22 protein-coding genes and 3 tRNA genes are annotated in these 20995 nt (G+C 69.6%); 10 read left to right on the forward strand and 15 right to left on the reverse strand.

What is annotated here, in order from left to right:
- Positions 1-14 precede the first annotated feature (14 nt).
- Positions 15-248: an Lrp/AsnC ligand binding domain-containing protein gene (locus ACFYY8_RS27550; protein ID WP_352010280.1), complete on the forward strand. Its 234-nt coding sequence runs from the start codon at positions 15-17 to the stop codon at positions 246-248.
- Between the two features lie 17 nt (positions 249-265).
- A complete protein-coding gene (locus ACFYY8_RS27555) occupies positions 266-712 on the forward strand; it encodes a DUF3515 domain-containing protein (protein WP_390045734.1) in 447 nt (148 codons plus the stop codon).
- 1 nt (position 713) lies between these two features.
- On the opposite strand, the gene ACFYY8_RS27560 is transcribed toward ACFYY8_RS27555, so the two are convergent.
- The 4 genes from ACFYY8_RS27560 to ACFYY8_RS27575 form a co-directional block, all read right to left on the reverse strand.
- Entirely contained in the window at positions 714-1823 is a 1110-nt protein-coding gene (locus ACFYY8_RS27560) for a D-alanine--D-alanine ligase family protein (RefSeq protein ID WP_390045736.1), read from the reverse strand.
- A 50-nt stretch (positions 1824-1873) separates the two neighbouring features.
- Positions 1874-3124, reverse strand: coding sequence for a trans-sulfuration enzyme family protein (locus ACFYY8_RS27565; RefSeq protein WP_390045738.1), 1251 nt, complete (start codon positions 3122-3124; stop codon positions 1874-1876).
- Between the two features lie 148 nt (positions 3125-3272).
- Complete coding sequence (locus ACFYY8_RS27570) at positions 3273-4283, reverse strand: NAD(P)H-dependent glycerol-3-phosphate dehydrogenase (protein ID WP_390045741.1); 1011 nt, start codon at positions 4281-4283, stop codon at positions 3273-3275.
- Between the two features lie 20 nt (positions 4284-4303).
- Positions 4304-5017 (reverse strand): lysophospholipid acyltransferase family protein, encoded by a 714-nt coding sequence (locus ACFYY8_RS27575; protein ID WP_390045743.1) that lies wholly within the window; start codon positions 5015-5017, stop codon positions 4304-4306.
- A gap of 66 nt (positions 5018-5083) precedes the next feature.
- On the opposite strand from ACFYY8_RS27575, the gene cofC reads away from it, so the two are divergent.
- Entirely contained in the window at positions 5084-5770 is a 687-nt protein-coding gene (gene cofC / locus ACFYY8_RS27580) for a 2-phospho-L-lactate guanylyltransferase (RefSeq protein WP_390045745.1), read from the forward strand.
- A 90-nt stretch (positions 5771-5860) separates the two neighbouring features.
- Here cofC and ACFYY8_RS27585 read toward each other — a convergent pair whose 3' ends face one another.
- Positions 5861-7318, reverse strand: a complete 1458-nt coding sequence (locus ACFYY8_RS27585) for an MFS transporter (RefSeq protein ID WP_390045747.1) — start codon at positions 7316-7318, stop codon at positions 5861-5863.
- Positions 7319-7518: 200 nt separating this feature from the next.
- Between ACFYY8_RS27585 and ACFYY8_RS27590 the strand changes: the two genes are divergently transcribed.
- Positions 7519-8274 carry a TetR/AcrR family transcriptional regulator gene (locus ACFYY8_RS27590; RefSeq protein ID WP_390045749.1) on the forward strand — a complete coding sequence of 252 codons (756 nt, stop codon included), beginning with the start codon at positions 7519-7521 and terminating at the stop codon, positions 8272-8274.
- A gap of 18 nt (positions 8275-8292) precedes the next feature.
- Positions 8293-8508, forward strand: coding sequence for a hypothetical protein (locus tag ACFYY8_RS27595; RefSeq protein ID WP_390045752.1), 216 nt, complete (start codon positions 8293-8295; stop codon positions 8506-8508).
- 75 nt (positions 8509-8583) lie between these two features.
- On the opposite strand, the gene ACFYY8_RS27600 is transcribed toward ACFYY8_RS27595, so the two are convergent.
- The 4 genes from ACFYY8_RS27600 to leuC form a co-directional block, all read right to left on the reverse strand.
- Positions 8584-8883 carry an HU family DNA-binding protein gene (locus tag ACFYY8_RS27600; RefSeq protein WP_352010270.1) on the reverse strand — a complete coding sequence of 100 codons (300 nt, stop codon included), beginning with the start codon at positions 8881-8883 and terminating at the stop codon, positions 8584-8586.
- A gap of 141 nt (positions 8884-9024) precedes the next feature.
- Positions 9025-9279, reverse strand: coding sequence for a hypothetical protein (locus ACFYY8_RS27605; RefSeq protein WP_352010269.1), 255 nt, complete (start codon positions 9277-9279; stop codon positions 9025-9027).
- The gene (gene leuD / locus ACFYY8_RS27610; RefSeq protein ID WP_390045755.1) at positions 9258-9845 is read right to left on the reverse strand and encodes a 3-isopropylmalate dehydratase small subunit; all 588 of its coding nucleotides are present in this window, start codon (positions 9843-9845) and stop codon (positions 9258-9260) included. Before leuD ends, ACFYY8_RS27605 begins: the two co-directional genes overlap by 22 nt.
- Before the next feature lie 12 nt (positions 9846-9857).
- Complete coding sequence (gene leuC / locus ACFYY8_RS27615; protein WP_390045757.1) at positions 9858-11237, reverse strand: 3-isopropylmalate dehydratase large subunit; 1380 nt, start codon at positions 11235-11237, stop codon at positions 9858-9860.
- Positions 11238-11306: 69 nt separating this feature from the next.
- Here leuC and ACFYY8_RS27620 point away from each other — a divergent pair, with 69 nt between their 5' ends.
- Together ACFYY8_RS27620 and ACFYY8_RS27625 are read left to right on the forward strand one after the other, a co-directional pair.
- Positions 11307-12023, forward strand: a complete 717-nt coding sequence (locus tag ACFYY8_RS27620; RefSeq protein ID WP_390045759.1) for an IclR family transcriptional regulator — start codon at positions 11307-11309, stop codon at positions 12021-12023.
- Positions 12024-12074: 51 nt separating this feature from the next.
- Complete coding sequence (locus tag ACFYY8_RS27625) at positions 12075-13820, forward strand: hypothetical protein (protein WP_390045761.1); 1746 nt, start codon at positions 12075-12077, stop codon at positions 13818-13820.
- A gap of 164 nt (positions 13821-13984) precedes the next feature.
- Here ACFYY8_RS27625 and ACFYY8_RS27630 read toward each other — a convergent pair.
- From ACFYY8_RS27630 to ACFYY8_RS27640, 3 genes are all read right to left on the reverse strand, one after another.
- Positions 13985-14057, reverse strand: a tRNA-Glu gene (locus ACFYY8_RS27630).
- A gap of 17 nt (positions 14058-14074) precedes the next feature.
- A tRNA-Glu gene (locus ACFYY8_RS27635) sits at positions 14075-14150 on the reverse strand.
- 61 nt (positions 14151-14211) lie between these two features.
- Positions 14212-14283: transfer RNA gene (locus tag ACFYY8_RS27640), tRNA-Gln, on the reverse strand.
- Positions 14284-14482: 199 nt separating this feature from the next.
- Between ACFYY8_RS27640 and ACFYY8_RS27645 the strand changes: the two genes are divergently transcribed.
- Together ACFYY8_RS27645 and ACFYY8_RS27650 are read left to right on the forward strand one after the other, a co-directional pair.
- Positions 14483-16459 carry a M3 family metallopeptidase gene (locus ACFYY8_RS27645; RefSeq protein WP_390045763.1) on the forward strand — a complete coding sequence of 659 codons (1977 nt, stop codon included), beginning with the start codon at positions 14483-14485 and terminating at the stop codon, positions 16457-16459.
- Positions 16460-16725: 266 nt separating this feature from the next.
- Positions 16726-16866 carry a hypothetical protein gene (locus ACFYY8_RS27650; RefSeq protein WP_390045765.1) on the forward strand — a complete coding sequence of 47 codons (141 nt, stop codon included), beginning with the start codon at positions 16726-16728 and terminating at the stop codon, positions 16864-16866.
- Between the two features lies 1 nt (position 16867).
- Here ACFYY8_RS27650 and ACFYY8_RS27655 read toward each other — a convergent pair whose 3' ends face one another.
- On the reverse strand, positions 16868-17407 hold the full coding sequence (locus tag ACFYY8_RS27655; RefSeq protein WP_390045767.1) for a PadR family transcriptional regulator: 540 nt from the start codon (positions 17405-17407) through the stop codon (positions 16868-16870).
- A gap of 55 nt (positions 17408-17462) precedes the next feature.
- Here ACFYY8_RS27655 and ACFYY8_RS27660 point away from each other — a divergent pair, with 55 nt between their 5' ends.
- Positions 17463-18791, forward strand: coding sequence for an MATE family efflux transporter (locus ACFYY8_RS27660; RefSeq protein ID WP_390045769.1), 1329 nt, complete (start codon positions 17463-17465; stop codon positions 18789-18791).
- On the opposite strand, the gene gltX is transcribed toward ACFYY8_RS27660, so the two are convergent.
- Both gltX and ACFYY8_RS27670 read right to left on the reverse strand, forming a co-directional pair.
- Positions 18685-20016 (reverse strand): glutamate--tRNA ligase, encoded by a 1332-nt coding sequence (gltX, locus tag ACFYY8_RS27665; protein WP_390045973.1) that lies wholly within the window; start codon positions 20014-20016, stop codon positions 18685-18687. The two genes, ACFYY8_RS27660 and gltX, sit on opposite strands and share 107 nt — an antisense overlap.
- A 28-nt stretch (positions 20017-20044) precedes the next feature.
- Positions 20045-20821 carry a fumarylacetoacetate hydrolase family protein gene (locus tag ACFYY8_RS27670; RefSeq protein WP_390045771.1) on the reverse strand — a complete coding sequence of 259 codons (777 nt, stop codon included), beginning with the start codon at positions 20819-20821 and terminating at the stop codon, positions 20045-20047.
- Positions 20822-20995 lie beyond the last annotated feature (174 nt).

Genomic DNA, 20995 nt, shown 5'->3' on the forward strand with positions numbered 1-20995 from the left:
CCCGGGAGGACGTTATGGTGCAGGCCTACATCCTGATCCAGACCGAGGTCGGCAAGGCCGCGAACGTGGCCGGGCAGATCTCCTCGATCACCGGTGTCACCCAGGCCGAGGACGTGACCGGACCCTACGACGTGATCGTCCGCGCCGAGGCCCGCAACGTGGACGAACTCGGCAAGATGGTGGTGGCCCAGATTCAGGCGGTGGAGGGCATCACACGTACTCTTACGTGTCCCATCGTCCACATCTGACCTCACCGGGAGACTCCATGTCACTCCGGTTCACCCGCTGGGCCGCGCTCGCCTGCCTCCCTCTGCTCCTGGCGGGGTGCGGCGGCGCGGTCCGCGTGGACCCGCCCGTTCCCGAGGGAGCGGCGGCCGCCGCGTGCAAGGTCCTCGGTGGACGGCTGCCCAAGACCCTCGACGGTGTGGACCGGGTCGAGTCGTCGCCCGCCTCGCCGTACGTCGCGGTGTGGGGACAGGCGCGGATCGCGCTGCGCTGCGGAGTGACCCGGCCCATGACGATGGCGGCCACCGACGAGGTGCCGGAGATCAACGGGGTCGCGTGGTTCAACGACCCCGGCAGGCCCGCCCTGTTCACCGCGATCGGCAGGCAGGCCTACGTCGAGGTGACGATCTCCCGCGAGCACGTCCCGGGGAACGTCCTGGTCGACCTCTCCGGGCCGATCAAGGCGGCGCTCCCCCAGACGGGCTGACCTACCTGAGCCCCGGCGCGCGGTTCAGCGCCAGCTGGATCAGCCGGTCGACGAGCTCCCCGTACGGCACACCGGTCGCGGCCCACAGCTGCGGCGCGACCGAGACCGAGGTGAAGCCGGGCATCGTGTTGATCTCGTTGAGGATCAGCCGGCCGTCCTCGGTGTAGAAGAAGTCCACCCGGGACAGGCCCTCACAGCCGAGCGCCTCGAAGGCGCGCACGGCCATCGCGCGCAGCTCCTCGGCGACCTCGGCGGGAATGTCGGCGGGCACGGCCAGGGACATCTCATCGCCGATGTACTTGGCCTCGAAGTCGAAGAACTCGTGGTCGCCGTGGACCAGCACCTCACCGGGCAGGCTGGCCCTGGGCGCCTCGTCACCGGGGGACTCCAGCACGGCGCACTCGATCTCGCGGCCCACGATGGCGGCCTCGACCAGCACCTTGGGGTCGTGCTCGCGGGCGAACTCCACGGCCCTTTCGAGCTCCTCGCGGTCGTTGGCCTTGGAGATGCCCTGGCTCGACCCGGCACGGGCGGGCTTGACGAAGACCGGCCAGCCGAGCTCCTCGACCTCCTTGAGGACCCGCTCACGGGCGGTGCGCCAGTCACGGTCGCGCACGACGACGTACGGCCCGACCGGCAGGCCCGCGGCGGCCAGCACCGTCTTCATGTAGCCCTTGTCCATGCCGACCGCGCTGGCCAGCACCCCGGAGCCGACGTAGCGGACCCCGGCCATCTCCAGCAGCCCCTGGATCGTGCCGTCCTCGGCGAAGGGGCCGTGCATCACCGGGAAGACGACGTCCACCTGGCCGAACTCGACCGGGATGCTGCCCGCGTCGTAGGCGACCAGCGCGTCGCCGCCGGTCGGCAGCGCGAGCGCCGTTCCCGTGGCGTCGACGACCGGCATCTCGCCGTTCTCGATCGCGTAGCGCTGCCCGCCGGAGGCGAGCACCCACCGCCCGTCCTGGGCGATGCCCACGGGGAGAACCTCGTACTTGGACCGGTCGATGGCCTCAAGGACGCTCCCGGCCCCGAGGAGGGAGACGCCGTGCTCGGAGTTGCGGCCACCGAAGACGATTGCAACCCGCGGGCGGGTTTCGCGCTGCTCGCTCATGATGACCGAATGTACCCCCTCTGGACCGTCATCCCGGCTGTCAGACGCGCCTATCGTCCCGATCCGGGGCCCTTTCCGCCGTCCGGGGCCGCCCCCTGGTCAAGGAGGGCGTCCAGAGCCCTCGTCACGTCCATGATGAGGTCCTCCGCGTCCTCCAGGCCGATCGAGAAGCGGACCGCCCCGGCGTCGATCCCGGCGGCCCCGCCGAGCTGCGGATGGCTGGTCGAGGCGACGTGCGTCGCCTTGGTCCTGGTGCCGCCGACCGAGGTGGCGATCGAGGCGATCCTGAGGCCGTCGGCCAGCGCGACGCCCGCGTCGTAGCCGCCGTGCGGGGTGACCGTCACGCAGGCGCCGTATCTCGTCCCCTCAGGGCCCGAGTCGAACAGGTGCCTGGCGAGCTGGTGGCCGGGGTGTCCCGGCAGGCCCGGGTAGTCGACCCGGCGCACCACGGGATGCTTGGCCACCGCGGCGGCGAAGACCATCGCGGTCGCGCACATCCTGCGCACCCGGAGCGGGAGGGTCGCCAGCCCCCTGCGGAGCAGGAAGGCGTCGTCGGGGGAGAGCGTGCCACCGGTGTCGAGACGGACCTCACCGAGCTGCGCGATCAGGTCGGGACGGCCGACCGCGACACCGCCCTCGCAGTCGTCGTGGCCGCCGAGATACCGGGTCGCCGAGTGGACGACCAGGTCGGCGCCGTGTTCGAGCGGGCGGCAGACGACCGGGGTCGCGAAGGTCGAATCGACGACCAGCAGCGCCCCGGCCCTGCGGGCGATGCGGTACAGGCCCCGGATGTCGGAGACGGCCATGGCCGGGTTGGACAGGGTCTCCGCGTAGATGATCTTTGTGTTCGACCTGACCTCGGCGTTCACCCGGCTGAGGTCGCCGTAGTCCGCGAAGCCCGCCGAGACGCCGAACCTGGAGAGCACGTTGGTGATCAGCGAGTAGGTCCCGCCGTGCACGGGGATCGGGGCGACGATGTGCGCGCCGGCCCGCAGGAAGGTCATCAGGACCGCGGTGATCGCGGCCATCCCCGAGGAGAAGGCCTGTCCGGCGACGTCCTTGGGCGCCGCGGCCCCTTCGAGCGAGGCGACCGCGGCGGCGAAGGCGGCGGTCGTCGGGTTGTCCACCCCGCCGTGGGCGAAGCCCGAGCTCTTCTCGTCGCACATCTCGGCGTACTCGGCCGAGTCGGCGAAGCCCCAGGCGGAGCTGCGCCACACCGGCAGGCCGAGCGGGCTCTGCCGGGGGTCGGCCAAAGGGGGCAGGTGGACCGCACGGGTGTTCTCACCGTTGGGTCTGCGCATTCGTCGGCTCACCGGATTCGCGCCGGGGGTACTCCGATCCCGGGGCGGGGCGACGGCGCTTCCCTCCCTCGCGATGTCGGCGGGATCGTACGGCCGACGCCTCCGGGCTCCCTCTCCCGTGTCCTCGGCGGCGAGGACGACAGGGAGGTCAAACGCCGTACCGTTCTGGTTTGAGGGTTCGCGACATCAGCAGGTTCCCGGCCTCGGCGGGAGGCAACCCGTCGTGCACGACGGCCACAACCACCTCCGTGATCGGCATCTCGACATCGTGCTTCCTGGCCAGTTCCAGAACCGACTCGCAGGATTTGACTCCTTCTGCGGTCTGCTTCGTCGCGGCGACGACCTCGGCCAGGGTCATCCCCCGACCAAGATTCTCACCGAAGGTACGGTTCCTGGACAATGGGGAGGTGCAGGTCGCTATGAGATCGCCCATTCCGGCCAGCCCGGCGAAGGTGTGCGGATCGGCGCCGAGCACCTCGCCCAGCCGGGAGATCTCCGCGAGCCCCCTGGTCATCAGCATCGCGCTGACGTTGTCGCCGAGCCCCATCCCCGCCGAGATACCGACGGCGAGGGCGATCACGTTCTTGACGGCGCCGCCGAGCTCGACCCCGACGACGTCCGGGTTGGTGTAGGGGCGGAACCACGGCGGCAGGTGGCAGGCCTCCTGGAGGCGTTCCATGGCGCTCCGGTCGGCGCAGGCGACCACGGCCGCCGCGGGCTGACCCCTGACGATCTCACCGACCAGGTTGGGGCCGGAGACGACCGCGACCCGCTCCTTCGGCACCTCGGCGACCTCGCAGATCACCTCGCTCATCCGCTTGGTCGTGCCGAGCTCGATGCCCTTCATCAGGCTGACCAGCACCGCCTCCTGCGGGAGGTACGGCTTCCAGCCGGTCAGGTTCACCCGCAACGTCTGGGACGGCACGGCCAGCACCACGAAGTCCGCCCCGTCCAGGGCCTCGACCGGGTCGGTCGTCGCGCGCAGGGTCTCGGGCAGCCGTACGCCCGGCAGGTAGTCGGGGTTCTCGTGGCGGCGGTCGATCGCCTCGACGACCTCGGGGCGCCTGCCCCACAGAACGGTCTTGCCTCCCGCGCCCGCGAGGATCATCGCGAATGTCGTGCCCCACGAGCCCGTGCCGAATACAGCCGCCTTGGTCATTTCATCACCGTACGTCGAAGTCAATGGTCCGAGGGCCGCTTGAACGGTGTCGGCGGCGCCTTCTCCCCCCGCAGTTCGGCGAGCTGAACGGTGACCGCCGCCATGATGTCCGCGGTCGCCGCGCGCAGCACGTCGGCGTGCAGGGGCCGCCCCTCGTACTTCGACAGGTCGACCGGCGGCCCGGCCAGCACGCGGAAGGTCTTACGCGGCCAGAGCCTTGGCCGTTTACGGCCGTAGGGCAGGATCTCCTGGGCGCCCCAGTGCGCCACCGGGATCACCGGCGCGCCGGTCGCCAGGGCCAGCCTGGCCGCGCCGGTCTTGCCCTCCATCGGCCAGAAGCCGGGGTCACGGGTGCAGGTGCCCTCGGGATAGAACATCACGCACGCGCCCTCGGCGATCCTGCGCTCCGACTCGGCGAGCGAGCGGGAGGCCTCCGCGCTGCCCCGGTGGACCGGAATGGCCATCAGCCCGCGCACCGCGCGCCCGAGCAGCGGCACCGAGAACAGTCCGGCCTTGGCCAGGATCGTCGGCCAGCGGCCGTTGTTGTAGAGGTAGTGGGCGACCAGGACCGGGTCGAGCCACGACAGGTGGTTGACGGCCAGGATGACCCCGCCGGTCGGAGGCAGCCGCTCGGCCCCGCGCCAGTCCTTCCTGACCAGGAGCCACGAGATCGGCTTGACGATCGTGACGGCCAGGGCGACCCAGAACCGGGAAGGCCATCCAGGACGTCTCATGAACTCCTCCATAAGCAGTGATGCGCCCCAAGTGTCCCGGTTGGCCGTACAGGATGTCGAGGCGCGATGCTTAAGGCTATGCCTGCTCCGCAGAGTTCAGCCTGGACCCTCGTCGTGCCGGTCAAGACGTTGGTCGCCGCCAAGACGCGGCTGTCGAGGGCGGCGGGCCCGCACCGGGCCGCCCTGGCCGTCGCGTTCGCCTGCGACACCGTCGAGGCCGCGCTGTCCTGCGCGGCGGTCGCGCGTGTCGTGGTCGTGACGAGTGATCCCGTGGCCGCGCCCGCGCTCGCCGGGATCGGCGCCCACGTGGTGGGCGATCCCGAGGCCGGCCTGAACGCGGCGCTGCGGCACGGCGCCACCGAGGCCGTACGGCTGGCGCCCGCCGGCTCCGTGGGCGCGCTCCAGGCCGACCTGCCCGCGCTGCGGCCCGCCGAACTCGCCCTGGTGCTGGCCGCGGCCGGCGAGTTCGACCAGGCGTTCCTGCCCGACGCGGCCGAGATCGGCACGACCTTCTACGGCGTACGGCCCGGCGTCCCGTTCACCCCGGGCTTCAGCGGCGAGTCTCGTGAGCGTCATCTGCGGTACGGCGCCAAGGAGCTCTGTCTTGAGGGGGTCGTCTCGGTACGCCGGGACGTGGACACCCCGGACGACCTGCGGAGCGCCCTGTCCCTCGGGGTCGGTCCCCGCACCCTCGCCGTGGTGGAGAAGATCGAAAGGGAGTCCCCCGCAGGGGGGACTCCCTCTTCCTCCTGACCCGCCCGTGCCCGCCGTGTCCGCCGTTCGGAGCCGGAAGCGCTCCGGCTCCGAACGGCGGGCCCCCGCGGGCGGGGCGCCGTGGCGGGGTCAGTGCCCGGCGCTCTCCCCCTCCCTGGCCTGCTTCGGCAGCAGGAAGGCCGTGACGAAGGTCAGCAGGAGCATCCCCGCGACCACCCACAGGACCGTGCCCGCCGCGCCGACGAAGTCGGGCTTGAGGGTGGCCGCGGCCTGGTCGAAGAAGACCGTGCCGAGCAGAGCGACACCGACGGCACCGCCGAGTTGCTGGATCGCGGTCAGCGTGCCCGAGGCCGAGCCGGTCTCGTGCTGCTCGACGCCGGCCAGGATGATGTCGAAGAAGGGCGCCATCAGCAGGCCCATGCCGAGCCCGGTGACCGCCAGGGAGGGAACGAACTGCCAGGCGGTCACACCGGTGCCGGCCTGGACGATCGTCAGCAGGACTCCGACGACGCCGAGCGCCATGACGAGGATGCCGCCCTGCAGGACCTTGCGGCCGAACTTCGCGACCGCCTGCGCCACCCCGAACCCGGCGACCATGCCCAGCGACCAGGGGATCATCACCAGGGCCGCCTGGAGCGTGGAGTAGCCCAGGCCGATCTGGGTGTAGAGGTTGAACACCAGCGCGAAGCCGGACATGGCGGAGAAGAAGACCAGGCCCGTCGCCAGGCCGCCGGTGAAGGCGCGCTTGCGGAAGAGGCTGGGGACGACGAGCGGGTCACCGCCCGCCCGGCTCTTCCTGGCCTCGAACCAGCCGAAGAGCGCGAAGAGCACGGCGGAGGCGCCCATCATCAGGAAGGCCCAGGCGGGCCAGTCGCTCTCCCTGCCCTGGACCAGGGGGAAGACCAGCAGGAGACCGGCCAGGGAGGCCAGCAGCACACCGGGGACGTCGAGCTTGAGCGGGTGCGGCGAGCGGGACTCGGGCAGGAAGCGCATCCCCATCAGGACGGCGGCCAGGCCGAGCGGCAGGTTGATCAGGAAGATCATGCGCCAGCCGGTGCCGAAGAAGTCGGCGTCCACCAGCCATCCGGCCAGGATCGGGCCGCCGACCGTGGACAGGCCCATGACCGGCCCGAACAGGCCGAACGCCGCGCCCATCTCCTTCGGCGGGAACATCTCCTTGATCATGCCGAGCCCCTGCGGCAGCATGACCGCGCCGAACAGGCCCTGCAGGACCCGCGCGCCGATGAGCAGTTCGGGTGACTGGGCGAGGCCGCACAGCAGCGACCCCAGGGTGAACCCGGCCGCGCCGATGACGAACATCCGCCTGCGGCCGAAGATGTCACCGAGCCTGCCGCCGGTGATCAGACCGACCGCCATCGAGAGGGTGTAGGCGGCGCCGAGCCACTGGATGACGGAGGCCGAACCACCGAGCTCGTTCCTGATGGTAGGCCCGGCGATGTTGGTGACCATGGCGTCGAGGAGGTCCATCACCTCGCCGAGCAGGATGACGGCGAGCGCGGCCCAGCGCCACCGGTAAAGGGGCGGCTCGGCCGCCTTCCGAAGTGGTTCTGACACGTCTGCGGTCATGGGGGGACTCCCAGCGGTTGGAGGGTTTGGGCTGAACAGCGTTCACCATACACGAGCATCGTTCTCTACTAGAACGGCGTTCGCCACTCAGTGCGGTGTTCTTAAGATATGTCTCATCGATGCCGAAGACAAGATATGTCGTGAAAACGAGCGACGTTCGATGCGATGAGCAGTGTTCACCATGGCGTTACACTGGCGTCATGAGTGACGAGCTGCCCGCACTGCCGTGGGATCGGGCACGCAGAAGGTCGGGTCCGGCCCGCATACCGCTCACCCGCGACCGGATCATCGAGGCCGCCTACACGGTGATCGACCGGGTGGGCTACGAGAAGCTCAGCATGCGCCAGGTCGCGGCCGAGCTGAACGTCGCGGTCTCCGCCCTCTACGCCCACGTCAGCGGCAAGGACGAGCTGCTCGAACTGATGTACCTGCGGATGTTCCGCAACTGGGAGCTACCCGCCCCCGACCCGGAGAACTGGCAGGAGCAGATCAGGCAGTACGCCCGCACCGGGCGGACCAAGCTGCACGAACACCGCGACATGGCCAGGATCGCCATGACCGGCTTCCCCTTCAGCGCCGAGGCGCTCCCCCACCTTGAGCAGCTCCTGGCCGTCTTCCGCGCGGGCGGCCTCCCCGACCACCTCGCGGGCGCGGCGGGCGACATGATCTCCACCTTCATGAACGGCTTCGCCTTCGAGGAGAGCGTCTGGGACGACCGGCGCCAGGAGGCCGAGGAGGACGAGGAACGGCCGGCGAGCGAGAGGTCCTGGGCGGAGATCAGGGAGACGCTCGAACGCTACTTCAGGGAGCTGCCGCCCGACCGCTTCCCGAACATGGTCGAGCTCGCCGACGTCATGCTCCAGCGGACGAACGACGAACGGTTCGACCTCGGCATAGAGATCATCATCCGGGGGCTGGCGTCCTACGCCGCCGACCACCCGCGCCCCGCCGAGTGACCGGGTTACCATGACCGGGTGCAGGCGACGGTACGGATCTTCGACACGGCGACCAGGTCGGGCTCTGTCTACTCCGACGACGGGACGGAGATCCCGTTCGACACCGCGGCCTTCGACGCCGGGCCGCTGCGGCTTCTACGGGTGGGACAACGGGTGAACGTCGTCCTCGACGGCGACCGGATCACCTACGTCACGCTGTCCACGTTCCCGGTTCCCCCCACCGCCCCCATGTGACGGGACCGTACGGCCGTCGCGTGAAAGGCGGGGCGCCGGGCCCCCGCGACGGGAGTCCCGGCGCCCGGGCGAGTCCTACCTTTTCTTCGCGGCCTTCTTTCCCTCCACGTTGACGAGCTCCTTGAAGTCGGAGCCCGGCCGGAACTTGGGACCCCAGCTCTCGGCGACCTTGATCTCCGCGCCGGTCGAAGGGTTCCTCGCGGAACGGGCGGGCTTGTGCACCATTTCGAAGGCGCCGAATCCGGTGATGGAGACCTTGTCGCCGCTGGCGACGGCCCGCTGAATGGTGTCGAGCACCGCGTTGACGGCCTCGGTCGCGGTCTTTCTGTCACCGACGCGATCCGCGATCGCCTCGACGAGTTCCTTCTTGTTCATAAAGGTTGCTCCCCCTGCTACCGATGTCTGGGAGTGGGTCGTGGGGCAGGTAGCCCGTCTCACCCGGTTGTCACGGCCTGAGGTCTCAACAGAGCGAGAAACCCCTTGCCCGCTTGAAATTAGGGGACGGAGCCCTACGACTCAATCACCTTCCGCAATGTTTCCAGCACTTGGCGTATCTGAAACCAGAGCATCAAGGTCGAGAAGGAATAAATCAAGACGCCCCGCTGCACGGTGGAGATCGTGCTTCGCGAGGTCGCAGATCGACAGCAGGCGTCTGGCGAGACGCTCCCGTCGCTCCGGAGAAAGGGTCAACAAACGAACCCGGCGGTGCGCGTCGCGCAGCCGCCGGGCCAGGTCGTCTTCTGAACGTGTCAGACGGTCGTCGGCAGCCATGGCTGCCGACCATTCTCGTACGTCCCGATGTCGTCGGCGTTGCGCAGGGTCAGCCCGATGTCGTCGAGCCCCTCCATGAGACGCCAGCGGGTGTAGTCGTCGATCTCGAAACCGGCCGTCTCCCCCGCCCAGCGCACCTGGCGCTCGGCCAGGTCGACGGTGACCTCAAGGGCCGGATCCGCCTCGGCCGCCGCCTGCAGCGCCTCGACCTCCGCGGCTGAGAGCACCACCGGGAGCAGCCCCATCTTGGTGGAGTTATTACGGAAGATGTCCGCGAAACGCGGTGCGATCACCGCGCGGAAGCCGTACTGCTGCAGGGCCCAGACGGCGTGCTCCCGCGAGGAGCCGGTGCCGAAGTCGGGACCGGCGACGAGGACCGAGGCCCCCTGGTAGGCCGGGTCGTTCAGGACGAACCCGGGGTCCTCGCGCCAGGCGGAGAACAGGCCCTTCTCGAACCCGGTCCTGCTGACCTGCTTGAGCCAGACCGCGGGGATGATCTGGTCGGTGTCGACGTTGCTACGGCGCAGCGGTACGGCCCGGCCGGTGTGGACGGTGAAGGCTTCCATTGCGAGTTTCTCCTAGACCAGGTCGGCGGGCGCGGTCAGTTTTCCGGTGACGGCGGTCGCGGCGGCGACCTGCGGGGAGACCAGGTGGGTACGGCCACCCTTGCCCTGGCGCCCCTCGAAGTTGCGGTTGGAGGTCGAGGCGCTGCGCTCGCCGGGGGCGAGGGTGTCGGGGTTCATGCCCAGGCACATCGAGCAGCCCGCCTCGCGCCACTCGGCGCCCGCGGCCTTGAACACCTCGTGCAGCCCCTCCTGCTCGGCCTGGAGCTTGACCAGCATCGAGCCGGGGACGATCAGCGTGCGGGTGACGACCTGGCGCCCGCGCAGCACCTCGGCCGCGGCGCGCAGGTCCTCGATCCGGCCGTTGGTGCAGGAGCCGACGAAGACCGTGTCCACCGCGACCTCGCGCAGCGGGGTCCCCGCGGTCAGGCCCATGTACTCGAGCGCGCGGGCGGCCGCGCCCGGGTCGCCGGTGTCCTCGGGGGCCGGGATCGCGCTGCCCAGCGGGGCGCCCTGGCCCGGGTTCGTGCCCCAGGTGACGAACGGGGTCAGCGTCGAGGCGTCGATCTCGACGACCGTGTCGAAGACGGCGTCCTCGTCGGTCGACAGCGACCGCCAGTACTCGACGGCGGCGTCCCAGTTCTCACCGGTGGGGGCGTGGGGCCTGCCCTTGAGGTACTCGAAGGTCGTCTCGTCAGGGGCGATCATGCCCGCCCTGGCGCCCGCCTCGATCGACATGTTGCAGACGGTCATCCGGCCCTCCATGGAGAGCTTGCGGATGGCCTCGCCCCGGTACTCGACGATGTAGCCCTGGCCGCCACCGGTGCCGATCTTGGCGATGATCGCCAGGATCAGGTCCTTGGCGGTGACCCCGACGGGCAGCTCGCCCGAGACCTCGATGGCCATCGTCTTGGGCCGGTAGGCGGGCAGCGTCTGGGTGGCCAGCACGTGCTCGACCTCGGAGGTGCCGATGCCGAAGGCGATGCCGCCGAAGGCGCCGTGGGTCGAGGTGTGAGAATCACCACAGACGATGGTCATGCCCGGCTGGGTCAGGCCGAACTGCGGGCCGATGATGTGCACGACACCCTGTCCCGCGTCGCCCATCGGGTACAGCCTGACGCCGAACTCGGCGCAGTTCTTGCGCAGCGTCTCGACCTGGGTGCGCGAGACGGGGTCGGCGATCGGGCCGAGCACCGTCGGGACGTTGTGGTCCTCGGTGGCGATCGTGAGCTCCGGCCTCCGCACGGGACGCCCCGCCATGCGCAGGCCGTCGAACGCCTGCGGGCTGGTCACCTCGTGAATGAGGTGCAGGTCGATATAGAGCAGGTCGGGTTCTCCCTCCGCACGTCGCACCACGTGCTGCTCCCAGACCTTCTCCGCCAGCGTGCGGCCCATGTCGCCTCCTTGCGATCGCTTTCCGCACCCCACTTGCTTTCTCATATGTCGAGACGGCAGTATCGGTGTATGGACAACTCTAGCGGAGTCGGCGTACTCGACAAGGCCGTTCTCGTGCTCAACGCCCTTGAAGCCGGCCCGGCGTCCCTCGCACAGCTCGTCCAGGCCACCGGCCTGGCCCGGCCTACGGCCCACCGGCTCGCCGTCGCCCTCGAACACCACCGCATCGTCTCCCGTGACACACAGGGGCGTTTCGTCCTCGGCCCCCGGCTGTCCGAGTTGTCCACCGCGGCCGGTGAGGACAGGCTGCTGGCGGTCGCCGTACCGGTGCTGACCCAGCTGCGTGACCTGACGGGCGAGAGCGCCCAGCTGTACCGGCGTCAGGGCGACGAGCGGGTGTGCGTCGCCGCCGCCGAGCGCTCCAGCGGGCTGCGCGACACCGTCCCCGTCGGCTCCGCCCTGCCGATGCTCGCCGGGTCCGCCGCGCAGATCCTGCTCGCCTGGGAGGAGCCGGACCGCCTGCACCGCGGCCTGCGTGGGGCCAAGTTCACCGCGGCGACCCTGGCCAGCGTCCGCCGCAGGGGCTGGGCGCACAGCGTCGGCGAGCGCGAGCAGGGGGTGGCCAGCGTCTCGGCGCCGATCAGAGGCACCGGAGGCAAGGTCATCGCCGCGGTCTCCGTCTCCGGCCCGATAGAGCGGCTGACCCGCACCCCCGGACGGCTGCACGCCGCCCCCGTGGTCTCCGCCGCCGAGCGGATCACCGAGTCGATGCGACGGGCCAACTGAGCCGTACGATATGAGGAGGCGAGCACCCTTCCGGCCCCCTAGGCTGGGTAGGTGACAGATCGCATTGAGGCAGCCGCCGCTGAACTGCGTCCCCTGCTCCAAGACTTCATCCTCTGGGCGCGTGAGAACGCGCCCGGCAGCGATTCCAATTTGGTGGGCTCCGTCGCCCTCTGGCACCGGCTGGTCGCCTCGACAGACGTCGGCCGGTGGAAGCGGGCCGACCTGCGCGCCGTTCTGCTGGACCGGATGCCCCAGGTCGTCGAGGACCCGGACGCGGCCGCCGACGGCATGGTGCCCGCGGTCCGCGCCTACCTGACCTTCCTGTCCGAGACCGGGAAGCTGAGCGCGGGATCCTCCTCGCTCAAGGAGCTGCTCGCCGAACTCGACCGCATCGAGGACGACTTCGTCGACGCGATGGAGGACCTCGCCGCCGAACAGGACGACGAGTACGACGAAGAGGACGAAGAGGACGAGATCGACGGACTTGGAGACTTCGAGCCGTTCGCGGACGAGCTCGCGGAGCTGGACACGATCCGGCTCCGTCCCGACAGCGAGCTGGCCTCGGCCGCCCGGGAGGTCAGGCTGATCATCAAGGCCCGCGATCTGGCGGTATGGGTCGGTTCCGAACGCCAGGTCGGCGAGACGAGTCTGCTCACCGACACGGAGATCACCGAGGCCCTCGGCGCCCTCGGCCTTCCCGTCCCCGAGACGGACGGCTCCTCGCTGGCCGACTCGGTGCCCGCGCTCTGGAACATCTGGAACCTCGCGATCGACCTCGACTTCCTCCAGCCGGAGGGTGAGGACACCGTCAGCGCCGACCCCGACACCGCCGAATGGCCGTTCGAGGAGGACGACGACGTCCTGGACGCCTGGCTGGCCGGTCTGCACTCGATCGACTACGGCGACCCCGAGCTCGACGACGAGGACGCCACGATCGCCCTGTCCGGCCTGACCAGAGCGCTGCTGGTCAGGGTGTTGCTGGCGACGGGCTCGAAGGGCCTGGCCGAACTGCGCACCGAGCTTGAGGAGGCCGTCGCCGAGTACGACGACCAGGGCACGCAGGCCTGGGCCGCGGCGGTCGCGCAGTACGGCGACCCGCTCGCCCCCGTGCTCGACTGGCTCGCCGGCTACGGCATGGTCGAGGTCGAGCACGACCAGGTACGGCTGACGCCGCTCGGCATGGAGGGCGTCGTCCACCTGGCCGACGACGCCGACATCGAACTGGACGCCCGCCCCGCCATCGACGCGATGACGGCGCTCGACCTGCTGTCCTTCAGCGCGGAGCTGCCCGAGGAGGAGGCCGACGCCGAGTTCGCCGCCTGGATGGAGCTTCGTGAGCCCGGCAAGGCCGCCAGGGAGCTGCTCGAGGCCGCCGCGGAGGACGACGCGGACGCCCTCGTCAGGGTCCAGGCGGCCAGCATGGTCGGCTCGCTGGGCGAGATCGCGGTGCCCGCCTGGCAGGACGCCCTCGACGAGCCCTCCCTGCGCCCCTACGCGGCCACCCACCTGGCGCAGCTCGGCGTCGAGGACGCCCCGCCGCCCACCCAGGCCGACACCCACTGGCTCATCCTCGACATGCTGACCATCTCGGCGGGCCTCGGCCGCCCCGAGTTCGTCAGCAGCCTCGACGACATCGGCAACGTGCCGAACCTCGTCAACCTGCTCGACGTGATCTGGAAGGTGCCGCACCCCCATCTGGAGGAGCTGCTGGAGGCGATCGGTAAGGCCCACCCCGACCGGCAGGTCGGCAAGGCGGCCAAACGGGCCCTGTTCAAGGCCCGTTCAAGCCACAACTGACGCCCTCGCGGTGCGCCCCGCCTCGGGGCGCACCGCGGTCTTTTTCCACGCGAAGACGATTCTCCCGGTGAGAACGATCACCCGGGGACGTGTATTTCTGCGGACTGCTTTTCCTGAAAAGCAGAAAACCCCCGGAAGCCTGCGCTTCCGAGGGTTCACCTGGGTAGCCCCGACCGGATTCGAACCGGCGCTACCGCCTTGAGAGGGCGGCGTCCTAGGCCACTAGACGACGGAGCCTTGCGATGTGCTGACAGTGGTAGTCCCGACCGGATTCGAACCGGCGTTACCGCCTTGAGAGGGCGGCGTCCTAGGCCACTAGACGACGGGACCTTGACACTGTCGTCGGATCCCATTGAACGGAATCCGCGGCGTCTCCCGAAGGGAGACGCAGCTGGGGTACCAGGACTCGAACCTAGAATAACTGAACCAGAATCAGTCGTGTTGCCAATTACACCATACCCCACCGCCCTTGACCCCCTTGCGGGGCTCGCTGGCGACTCCGAAAGAATAGCCCAGGTTGGGGGTCAAGGCCAAAACGATTGGCCGCCCCGGTCGCGGGAGGCCTCCCCGGTGCCTCCGCTGTCCCCGGGCGGGGGGCTGTGCGACGCTGCTGCAGACGATCCGATCCGGTCCGATCCGGTCTCACGTGAGGAGCCCTTACCTTGGCTGAGAACCCCTTCTTCGCTCCCAGCGCGCTGCCGTACCGGCTGCCGGACTTCGCGCGGATCCGGGAGGAGCACTACCTGCCCGCCTTCGAGCACGGCATGGCGGAGCAGCTCCGGGAGGTCGAGGCGATCATCGCCAACCCCGAGCCCGCCACGTTCGCCAACACCGTCGAGGCCCTAGAGCGCTCCGGGCAGATCCTGTACAGGACGACGATCGTCTTCTCCAGCGTCGCCGCCTCGGACGCGACCGACCGCATCCGGGAGATCGAGACCGAGATCTTCCCCAAGCTGACCAAGCACGACGACGCCATCCGGCTGAACCGCGCGCTCTACGCGCGGATCAAGCAGGTCACCACCGACGACCCCCAGGAGGCGTGGCTGCTGGAGAAGTACCGGGTGGACTTCGTCAGGGCGGGCGCCGACCTGTCCGAGCCCGAGCAGCTGCGGCTGCGTGAGCTCAACGAGGAACTGACCCGGCTCGCCACCTCCTTCTCCCAGAACCTGCTCAAGGCCTCGACCGCCTCCGCCCTCGTCGTCGGCGACGCCGCCGAACTCGACGGGCTCTCCGAGAGCGCGATCAAGGCGATCGAGAAGGACGGCGAATACGTCCTGCCGCTGCTCAACTTCACCAACCAGCCCGCCCTGGCCGAACTGACCGACCGGAACACCCGCAGAAGGCTCTACGAGCTCTCGGTGAACCGGGCGCCGGAGAACTTCGACCTGGCCGTACGGCTGGCCACCCTGCGCGCGGAACGCGCCGCCCTGCTCGGCTACTCCGACCACGCCGCCTACTCCGTGGCCGACCAGACGGCCAAGACCACCGAGGCCGTCGAGGAGATGCTCGGCAAGCTCGTCGGCCCCGCGGTGGCCAACGCCCGCCGGGAGGCCGAGGCCCTGGCGCAGGAGGCCGGATTCCCCATCGAACCGTGGGACTGGTCGTTCTACGCGGAGAAGGTGCGCAAGTCGCGCTACGACTTCGACGGCGCCGAACTGCGCCCCTACTTCGAACTGGACCGGGTGCTTCGCGACGGTGTCTTCCACGCCGCCGGCGAGCTGTACGGGATCACCTTCACCGAGCGGGACGACCTCGCCGGGTACCACCCGGACGTGCGGACCTTCGAGGTGTTCGACACCGACGGCTCGCCGCTCGGCCTGTTCCTTTTCGACCCGTACGCGCGGCCGACCAAGCGCGGCGGCGCGTGGATGAACAACCTCGTCGACCAGTCGCACCTGTTCGGCCACCTGCCGGTGGTGATGAACAACCTCAACATCACCAAGCCGACACAGGGCCCGACGCTGCTGACCTTCGACGAGGTCACCACCGCCTTCCACGAGTTCGGCCACGCCCTGCACGGACTGTTCTCCGACGTCCGCTTCCCCCGGGTCTCCGGCACCGAGGTGCCCAGGGACTTCGTCGAGTACCCCTCCCAGGTCAACGAGATGTGGGCGACCTGGCCCTCCGTCCTCGCCAACTTCGCCAGGCACCACGAGACCGATGAGCCGGTGCCCGCCGAACTGCTGGAGAAGATGAGGGCCGCGGAGAAGTTCAACCAGGGCTTCGCGACCGTGGAGTATCTCGCCGCCGCGCTGCTCGACTGGGCCTGGCACAAGCTGGCGCCCGGCCAGACCGTCGAGGACCCCGAGGCCTTCGAGGCGCATGCCCTGGAAAGCGCTGGAATCGCCTTCGGGCTTGTCCGCCCCCGCTACCGGACCAACTACTTCGCGCACATCTTCTCCAGCGGTGTGGGCGGCTACAGCGCCGGCTACTACTCCTACATCTGGAGCGAGGTGCTGGACGCCGAGAGCGTCGAGTGGTTCAAGGAGAACGACGGCCTCAGGCGCGAGAACGGCGACCACTTCAGGTCGGCCCTGCTGTCCGTCGGCGGCTCCATGGACGTCATGGACGCCTTCCGGGCCTTCCGGGGACACGACCCTCGGATCGAGCCGCTGCTGGAGCGCCGCGGATTGAGGTGATGGCGGCGCTGTGCCCCTTTGCTCCGCCTGCGGCGTCGCGGGGCTTGGGCGCTTCGGGTCGGCGTCTTCCCTCGTCACTCTGTCGCTTCGCTCCCGCGTTCCTCAGTCCAGACACCGACGCGCCCAAGCCGGACACCCCTCACCCACGGCACCGGTAAGGCACAAGACAAACCCCTCACATGGGGTGGGGGGTGGAGTCGAGTCCGGGCCGGGTGAGCGGTTCTGCCGAGCTCTGGACGGACGGCGGGCCCGGGGAGGAGTCGCGTGTGGCCACCGCCGACGGCGGGTTCGTCGTGGTGCCGCTCACCGCGGCCGGGATGGTCGCCGGGCTGTTCGTCGCCCTCATTCCGTCCCGGCCCACCGGTGCCGTCTCCCCAGAGCACGAGGAGGTCCGCGTGGCCCGCTGAGTCAGGACTTCTCCAGGGCCGCCAGGGTTTCTCGCAGCCACTGTCGTTCCGCGGTCGAGGTGGCTCTTGCGACCAGGAGCATGCCGCGCCTGAAGGGGTCGGCCACCTCTTCCGCGCGTAGGGGCCTGCCGTCCCGGTAGAAGAAGCCGGCCGGGGCCTCCAGGAAGTCCAGTCGGCGGCGGAGCACCTTCGCCTGGGCGGCGGGGTCGGGGAGTTGGGCCAGGAAGGCCAGCAGGCCGAAGAAGCGGGTCTGGTCGCTGATGTCGAGGTCGGCGGGTTCGGCGAGCCTGCGCCACAGCTCCGTCCGGCCCGCCCCGGTCAGGGTGAGGACCTGCCTGCGGGCCGCCGCCGTGCCCTCCTCCTCGTGCCGGGCCACGAGCCCGGCCTTCTCCAGGCGGGCGATCGCCGGGTAGAGGGCTCCGTCGCTGACGGGCCGTAGGTGGCCGCTCATCTCCAGGATGCGGCTCTTGAGTTCGTAGCCGTGCATCGGCCCCTCCCCCAGGAGACCGAGGATCGACAGGGAGAGATCACCGCTTGCCATGGGCGCATCGTATCGCTATACCTCTAAACGATATAGCTCGAAAAGAGGTACAGTGATGTCGTTGATCCGCCTGGCCCTGCCCGTCTACGTGGAGTTGCTGACCGCCGTGGTCGCGGTCGGCCTGATCGACCTGTTCTGGGTCTCGGGCCTCGGCGGCCCGGCCGTGGCCGCGGTGACGATCGCGACCACCGTGGAACACCTCGCCCTGGGCGTCGTCCTGGCGGTCGGGACCGGGACGACCATCGTGGTCGGCAGGCGCGACGGGTCCGGACCGCTCACGCCCGTGGTCCGTACGGCGTGGCTGCTGTGGGCGGTCGTCAGCCTGGCGGTCACGGTGCCCGGGGTCCTGGCGCGGGAGCCGCTGGCGGCGCTCTTCACCGACGATCCGGCGACGGCCGCGCTGACCGCCGAATTCCTCCTGGTCTCGCTGGCCGGGATTCCCGTCTTCTACGCCCAGTCGCTCACGGACGGGATCTTCAAGGGGCGCGGCGACACGACCACCCCCATGCGTGTGGCGTTGCTGTGCAACGTGCTGGTGATCGTCCTCGACCCGCTGTTCATCTACTCGTTCGGCCTGGGTGTCCAGGGGGCCGCCTGGGCGACGTTGCTGGCCCGCGCGGTGACGCTCGCGCTCTCCCTGGCCCTCCTCGTACGGCGCACGCCCCGCGACGCGCGGCGGGGTCCGAACCGCCGGGACGCCGCCGAGATCCTCAGGGCCGGGCTTCCCCTGTCGGGGGACTTCCTGGTCAGGTCACTCGTCGGCATGACCATGGTCGGGGTGGTCGGCGGCTTCGGGGTGGCCGATCTGGCGGGCTACGGCATCGGCCTGAAGATCATGTTGGCCGGGGTGATGGTGTTCTACGCGCTCCGCCAGGCGAGCACCATCCAGACGGCCCGCTCGGGCGAGGCGGGCCCCGCCCTGCCGTACGGACTGCTGACGGGACTGGTCGTCGGCGTCGTGCTGGCTCTCTCCGCGCGGGGTGTGACCGGTCTGTTCACCGACGATCCCGACATCGCCGACGCGGCCGTCGGCTTCCTGCGCTGGATGCCGCTGTATCTCGTCCCGTTCGGCGGCCTGATCGCCGTCGGCGGGGCGTTCCAGGCGAGCGGGCGAGGCGGCAGGCTGCTGGCCGCCACCCTCACGGGTTTCGCGGTCCAGCTCTCCTGCGCCTACCTCCTGGGGCCCCTGCTGGGGGTGACCGGGATCTGGCTGGCGATGGCGGCGGGTGCCGCCGTCGCCCTCACGCTCGTCCTCGTCCCGGTCTCCTCGTTCGGTCTCAGGCTTCGAGCCTGGCGAGCGCGGCGCGGATCCGGGCCGCGGACCGCTCCCGGCCAAGGGCCTCGATCGACTCGAACAACGGCAGTCCGACGGTCCTGCCGGTGATCGCCACCCGGACCGGGGCCTGGGCCTTGCCCAGCTTGAGGCCGTACTCCGCGCCGACCTCCTCAAGCGCGGCCTTGAGCGAGTCGGGGTCCATCGCGACCGTCTCCAGGCGGGCGAGGTAGCCGGTGAGGATCTCCTTGGCGGAGGTCTTCATGGCCTTGTCCCACGAGGCCTGGTCGAAGACGGGCTCGTCCAGGAAGAGGAAGTCGACGTTGTCCCTGATCTCCGACAGGACCGAGATGCGGGTCTGGGCCAGCTCGGCGATCTTGGCGAAGGTCTCGCGGTCCCAGCCGGGTTCGAGCCACGGCTCGCAGCGGGCGACGAACTCCTCGGGGGACAGCGCCCTGATGTACTCGCCGTTGAAGGCCCGAAGTTTCTTCTCGTCGAAGAAGGCCGAGGACGGGTTGACGTCCTCCAGCCTGAACCTCGGCACCATCTCCGACCAGGGCATGATCTCCCGGTCCTCGCCGGTCCCCCAGCCGAGCAGCATCAGGTAGTTGACCATCGCCTCCGGCAGGTAACCCTCGTCGCGGTAGGACTCAAGGGCCACCTTGTCGCGGCGCTTGGACAGCTTCTGGCGCTTCTCGTTGACGATGACCGGCACGTGCGCCCACACGGGCGGGGTGAGGCCGAGCGCCTGCCAGAGCAGCTGCTGCTTGGGGGTGTTGGACAGGTGCTCCTCGGCGCGGACCACGTGGCTGATGCGCATCTCGACGTCGTCGACCACGTTGGCCAGGACGAACAGCGGAGAGCCGTCACCGCGCGCGATGACGAAGTCCTCCATCGCGTTGTTGGGGAACTCGACCGTGCCGCGGACCAGGTCCTCGACCACGGTGACGCCCTCGTCGGGGGTGCGGAACCGTACGGCGCCCTCGGTCAGGCCGCGGTCGCGGCAGAAGCCGTCGTAGCCCTGGTGCTCGGAGCCGGTGCGGGCCTTGACGTCCTCGCGGGTGCAGGTGCAGTAGTAGGCGCGGCCGTCGGCGGCCAGCTTGGCCACGGCCTCCTTGTGCTGCTCGGCGTAGGCCGACTGGAAGTAGGGCCCCTCGAAGAGGGGGCTCTCCTCGTTGATGCCGATCCAGGCCAGCGCGGAGATGATGCCCTCGGTCCACTCCGGGCGGTTACGGGCCGCGTCGGTGTCCTCGATGCGCAACACGAACCTGCCGCCCGACTGCTCGGCCAGCGCCCAGTTGAACAGCGCGGAGCGAGCGCCGCCGACGTGGAACATGCCGGTGGGGGACGGGGCGAAACGAACCCTAATCACGGGAGACCACCCGGTTGGTGAGAGTGCCGATTCCTTCGATGGCGACGCTGACCTCGTCGCCGACGTCGAGCGGACCGACCCCTTCCGGAGTGCCGGTCAGGATCACGTCGCCGGGGATGAGGGTCATGACCGCGCTGACGTGGGCGATCAGCGTGGGGATGTCGTAGATGAGCTTGGAGGTGCGGGAGCTCTGCCTGACCTGGCCGTTCACCGTCGTCGTGATGCCGACGTCGGTCGCGTCGAGCTCGGTCTGGATCCACGGGCCGAGCGGGCAGAAGGTGTCGAACCCCTTGGCCCGGGTGAACTGCACGTCCTTCTTCTGCAGGTCACGGGCGGTGACGTCGTTGGCGCACGTGTAGCCGAAGATCACCTCGTGGGCGCGCTCCGCGGGGACCTCACGGCAGAGCCTGCCGATGACCACCGCGAGCTCGCCCTCGTAGTCGACCCTGCTGCTCAGCCCGGTCGGGTAGGAGATGGACTCTCCCGGCCCGATCACCGAGGTCGAGGGCTTGAGGAAGACCAGTGGCTCGTCGGGGACCTCGCCACCCATCTCCTTGGCGTGGTCGGCGTAGTTCTTGCCGATCGCGACGACCTTGCTGGGCAGCATCGGCGCGACCAGCCTGACCCGCGAGAGCGAGTGACGCTCACCGGTGAACTGGATCGGGCCGAACGGGTGACCGGAGATCGCGGAGATGAACTCCTCGCCTGGCCCGCCCTCGACCACGCCGAACCCGACACCCTCACCTGTGGAGAACCTCGCTATGCGCACACGACAAGGCTAGTCGGACCCCGCGTCCCGCCGGACCGTCCGTACCTCTCTTCACCCCCATCACTCCCTCAAAGCACGCATAAAGCACCCAACCCTAAAAAGATCAATAAAAACCCTAAATGCCCACATAAAGGATTTTCCTAAGAAGGAGTATGTGCTGGTTAGTGCCCATGT

The organism is Streptosporangium sp. NPDC001559 (genome assembly GCF_042893955.1).
GTDB lineage: Bacteria > Actinomycetota > Actinomycetes > Streptosporangiales > Streptosporangiaceae > Streptosporangium.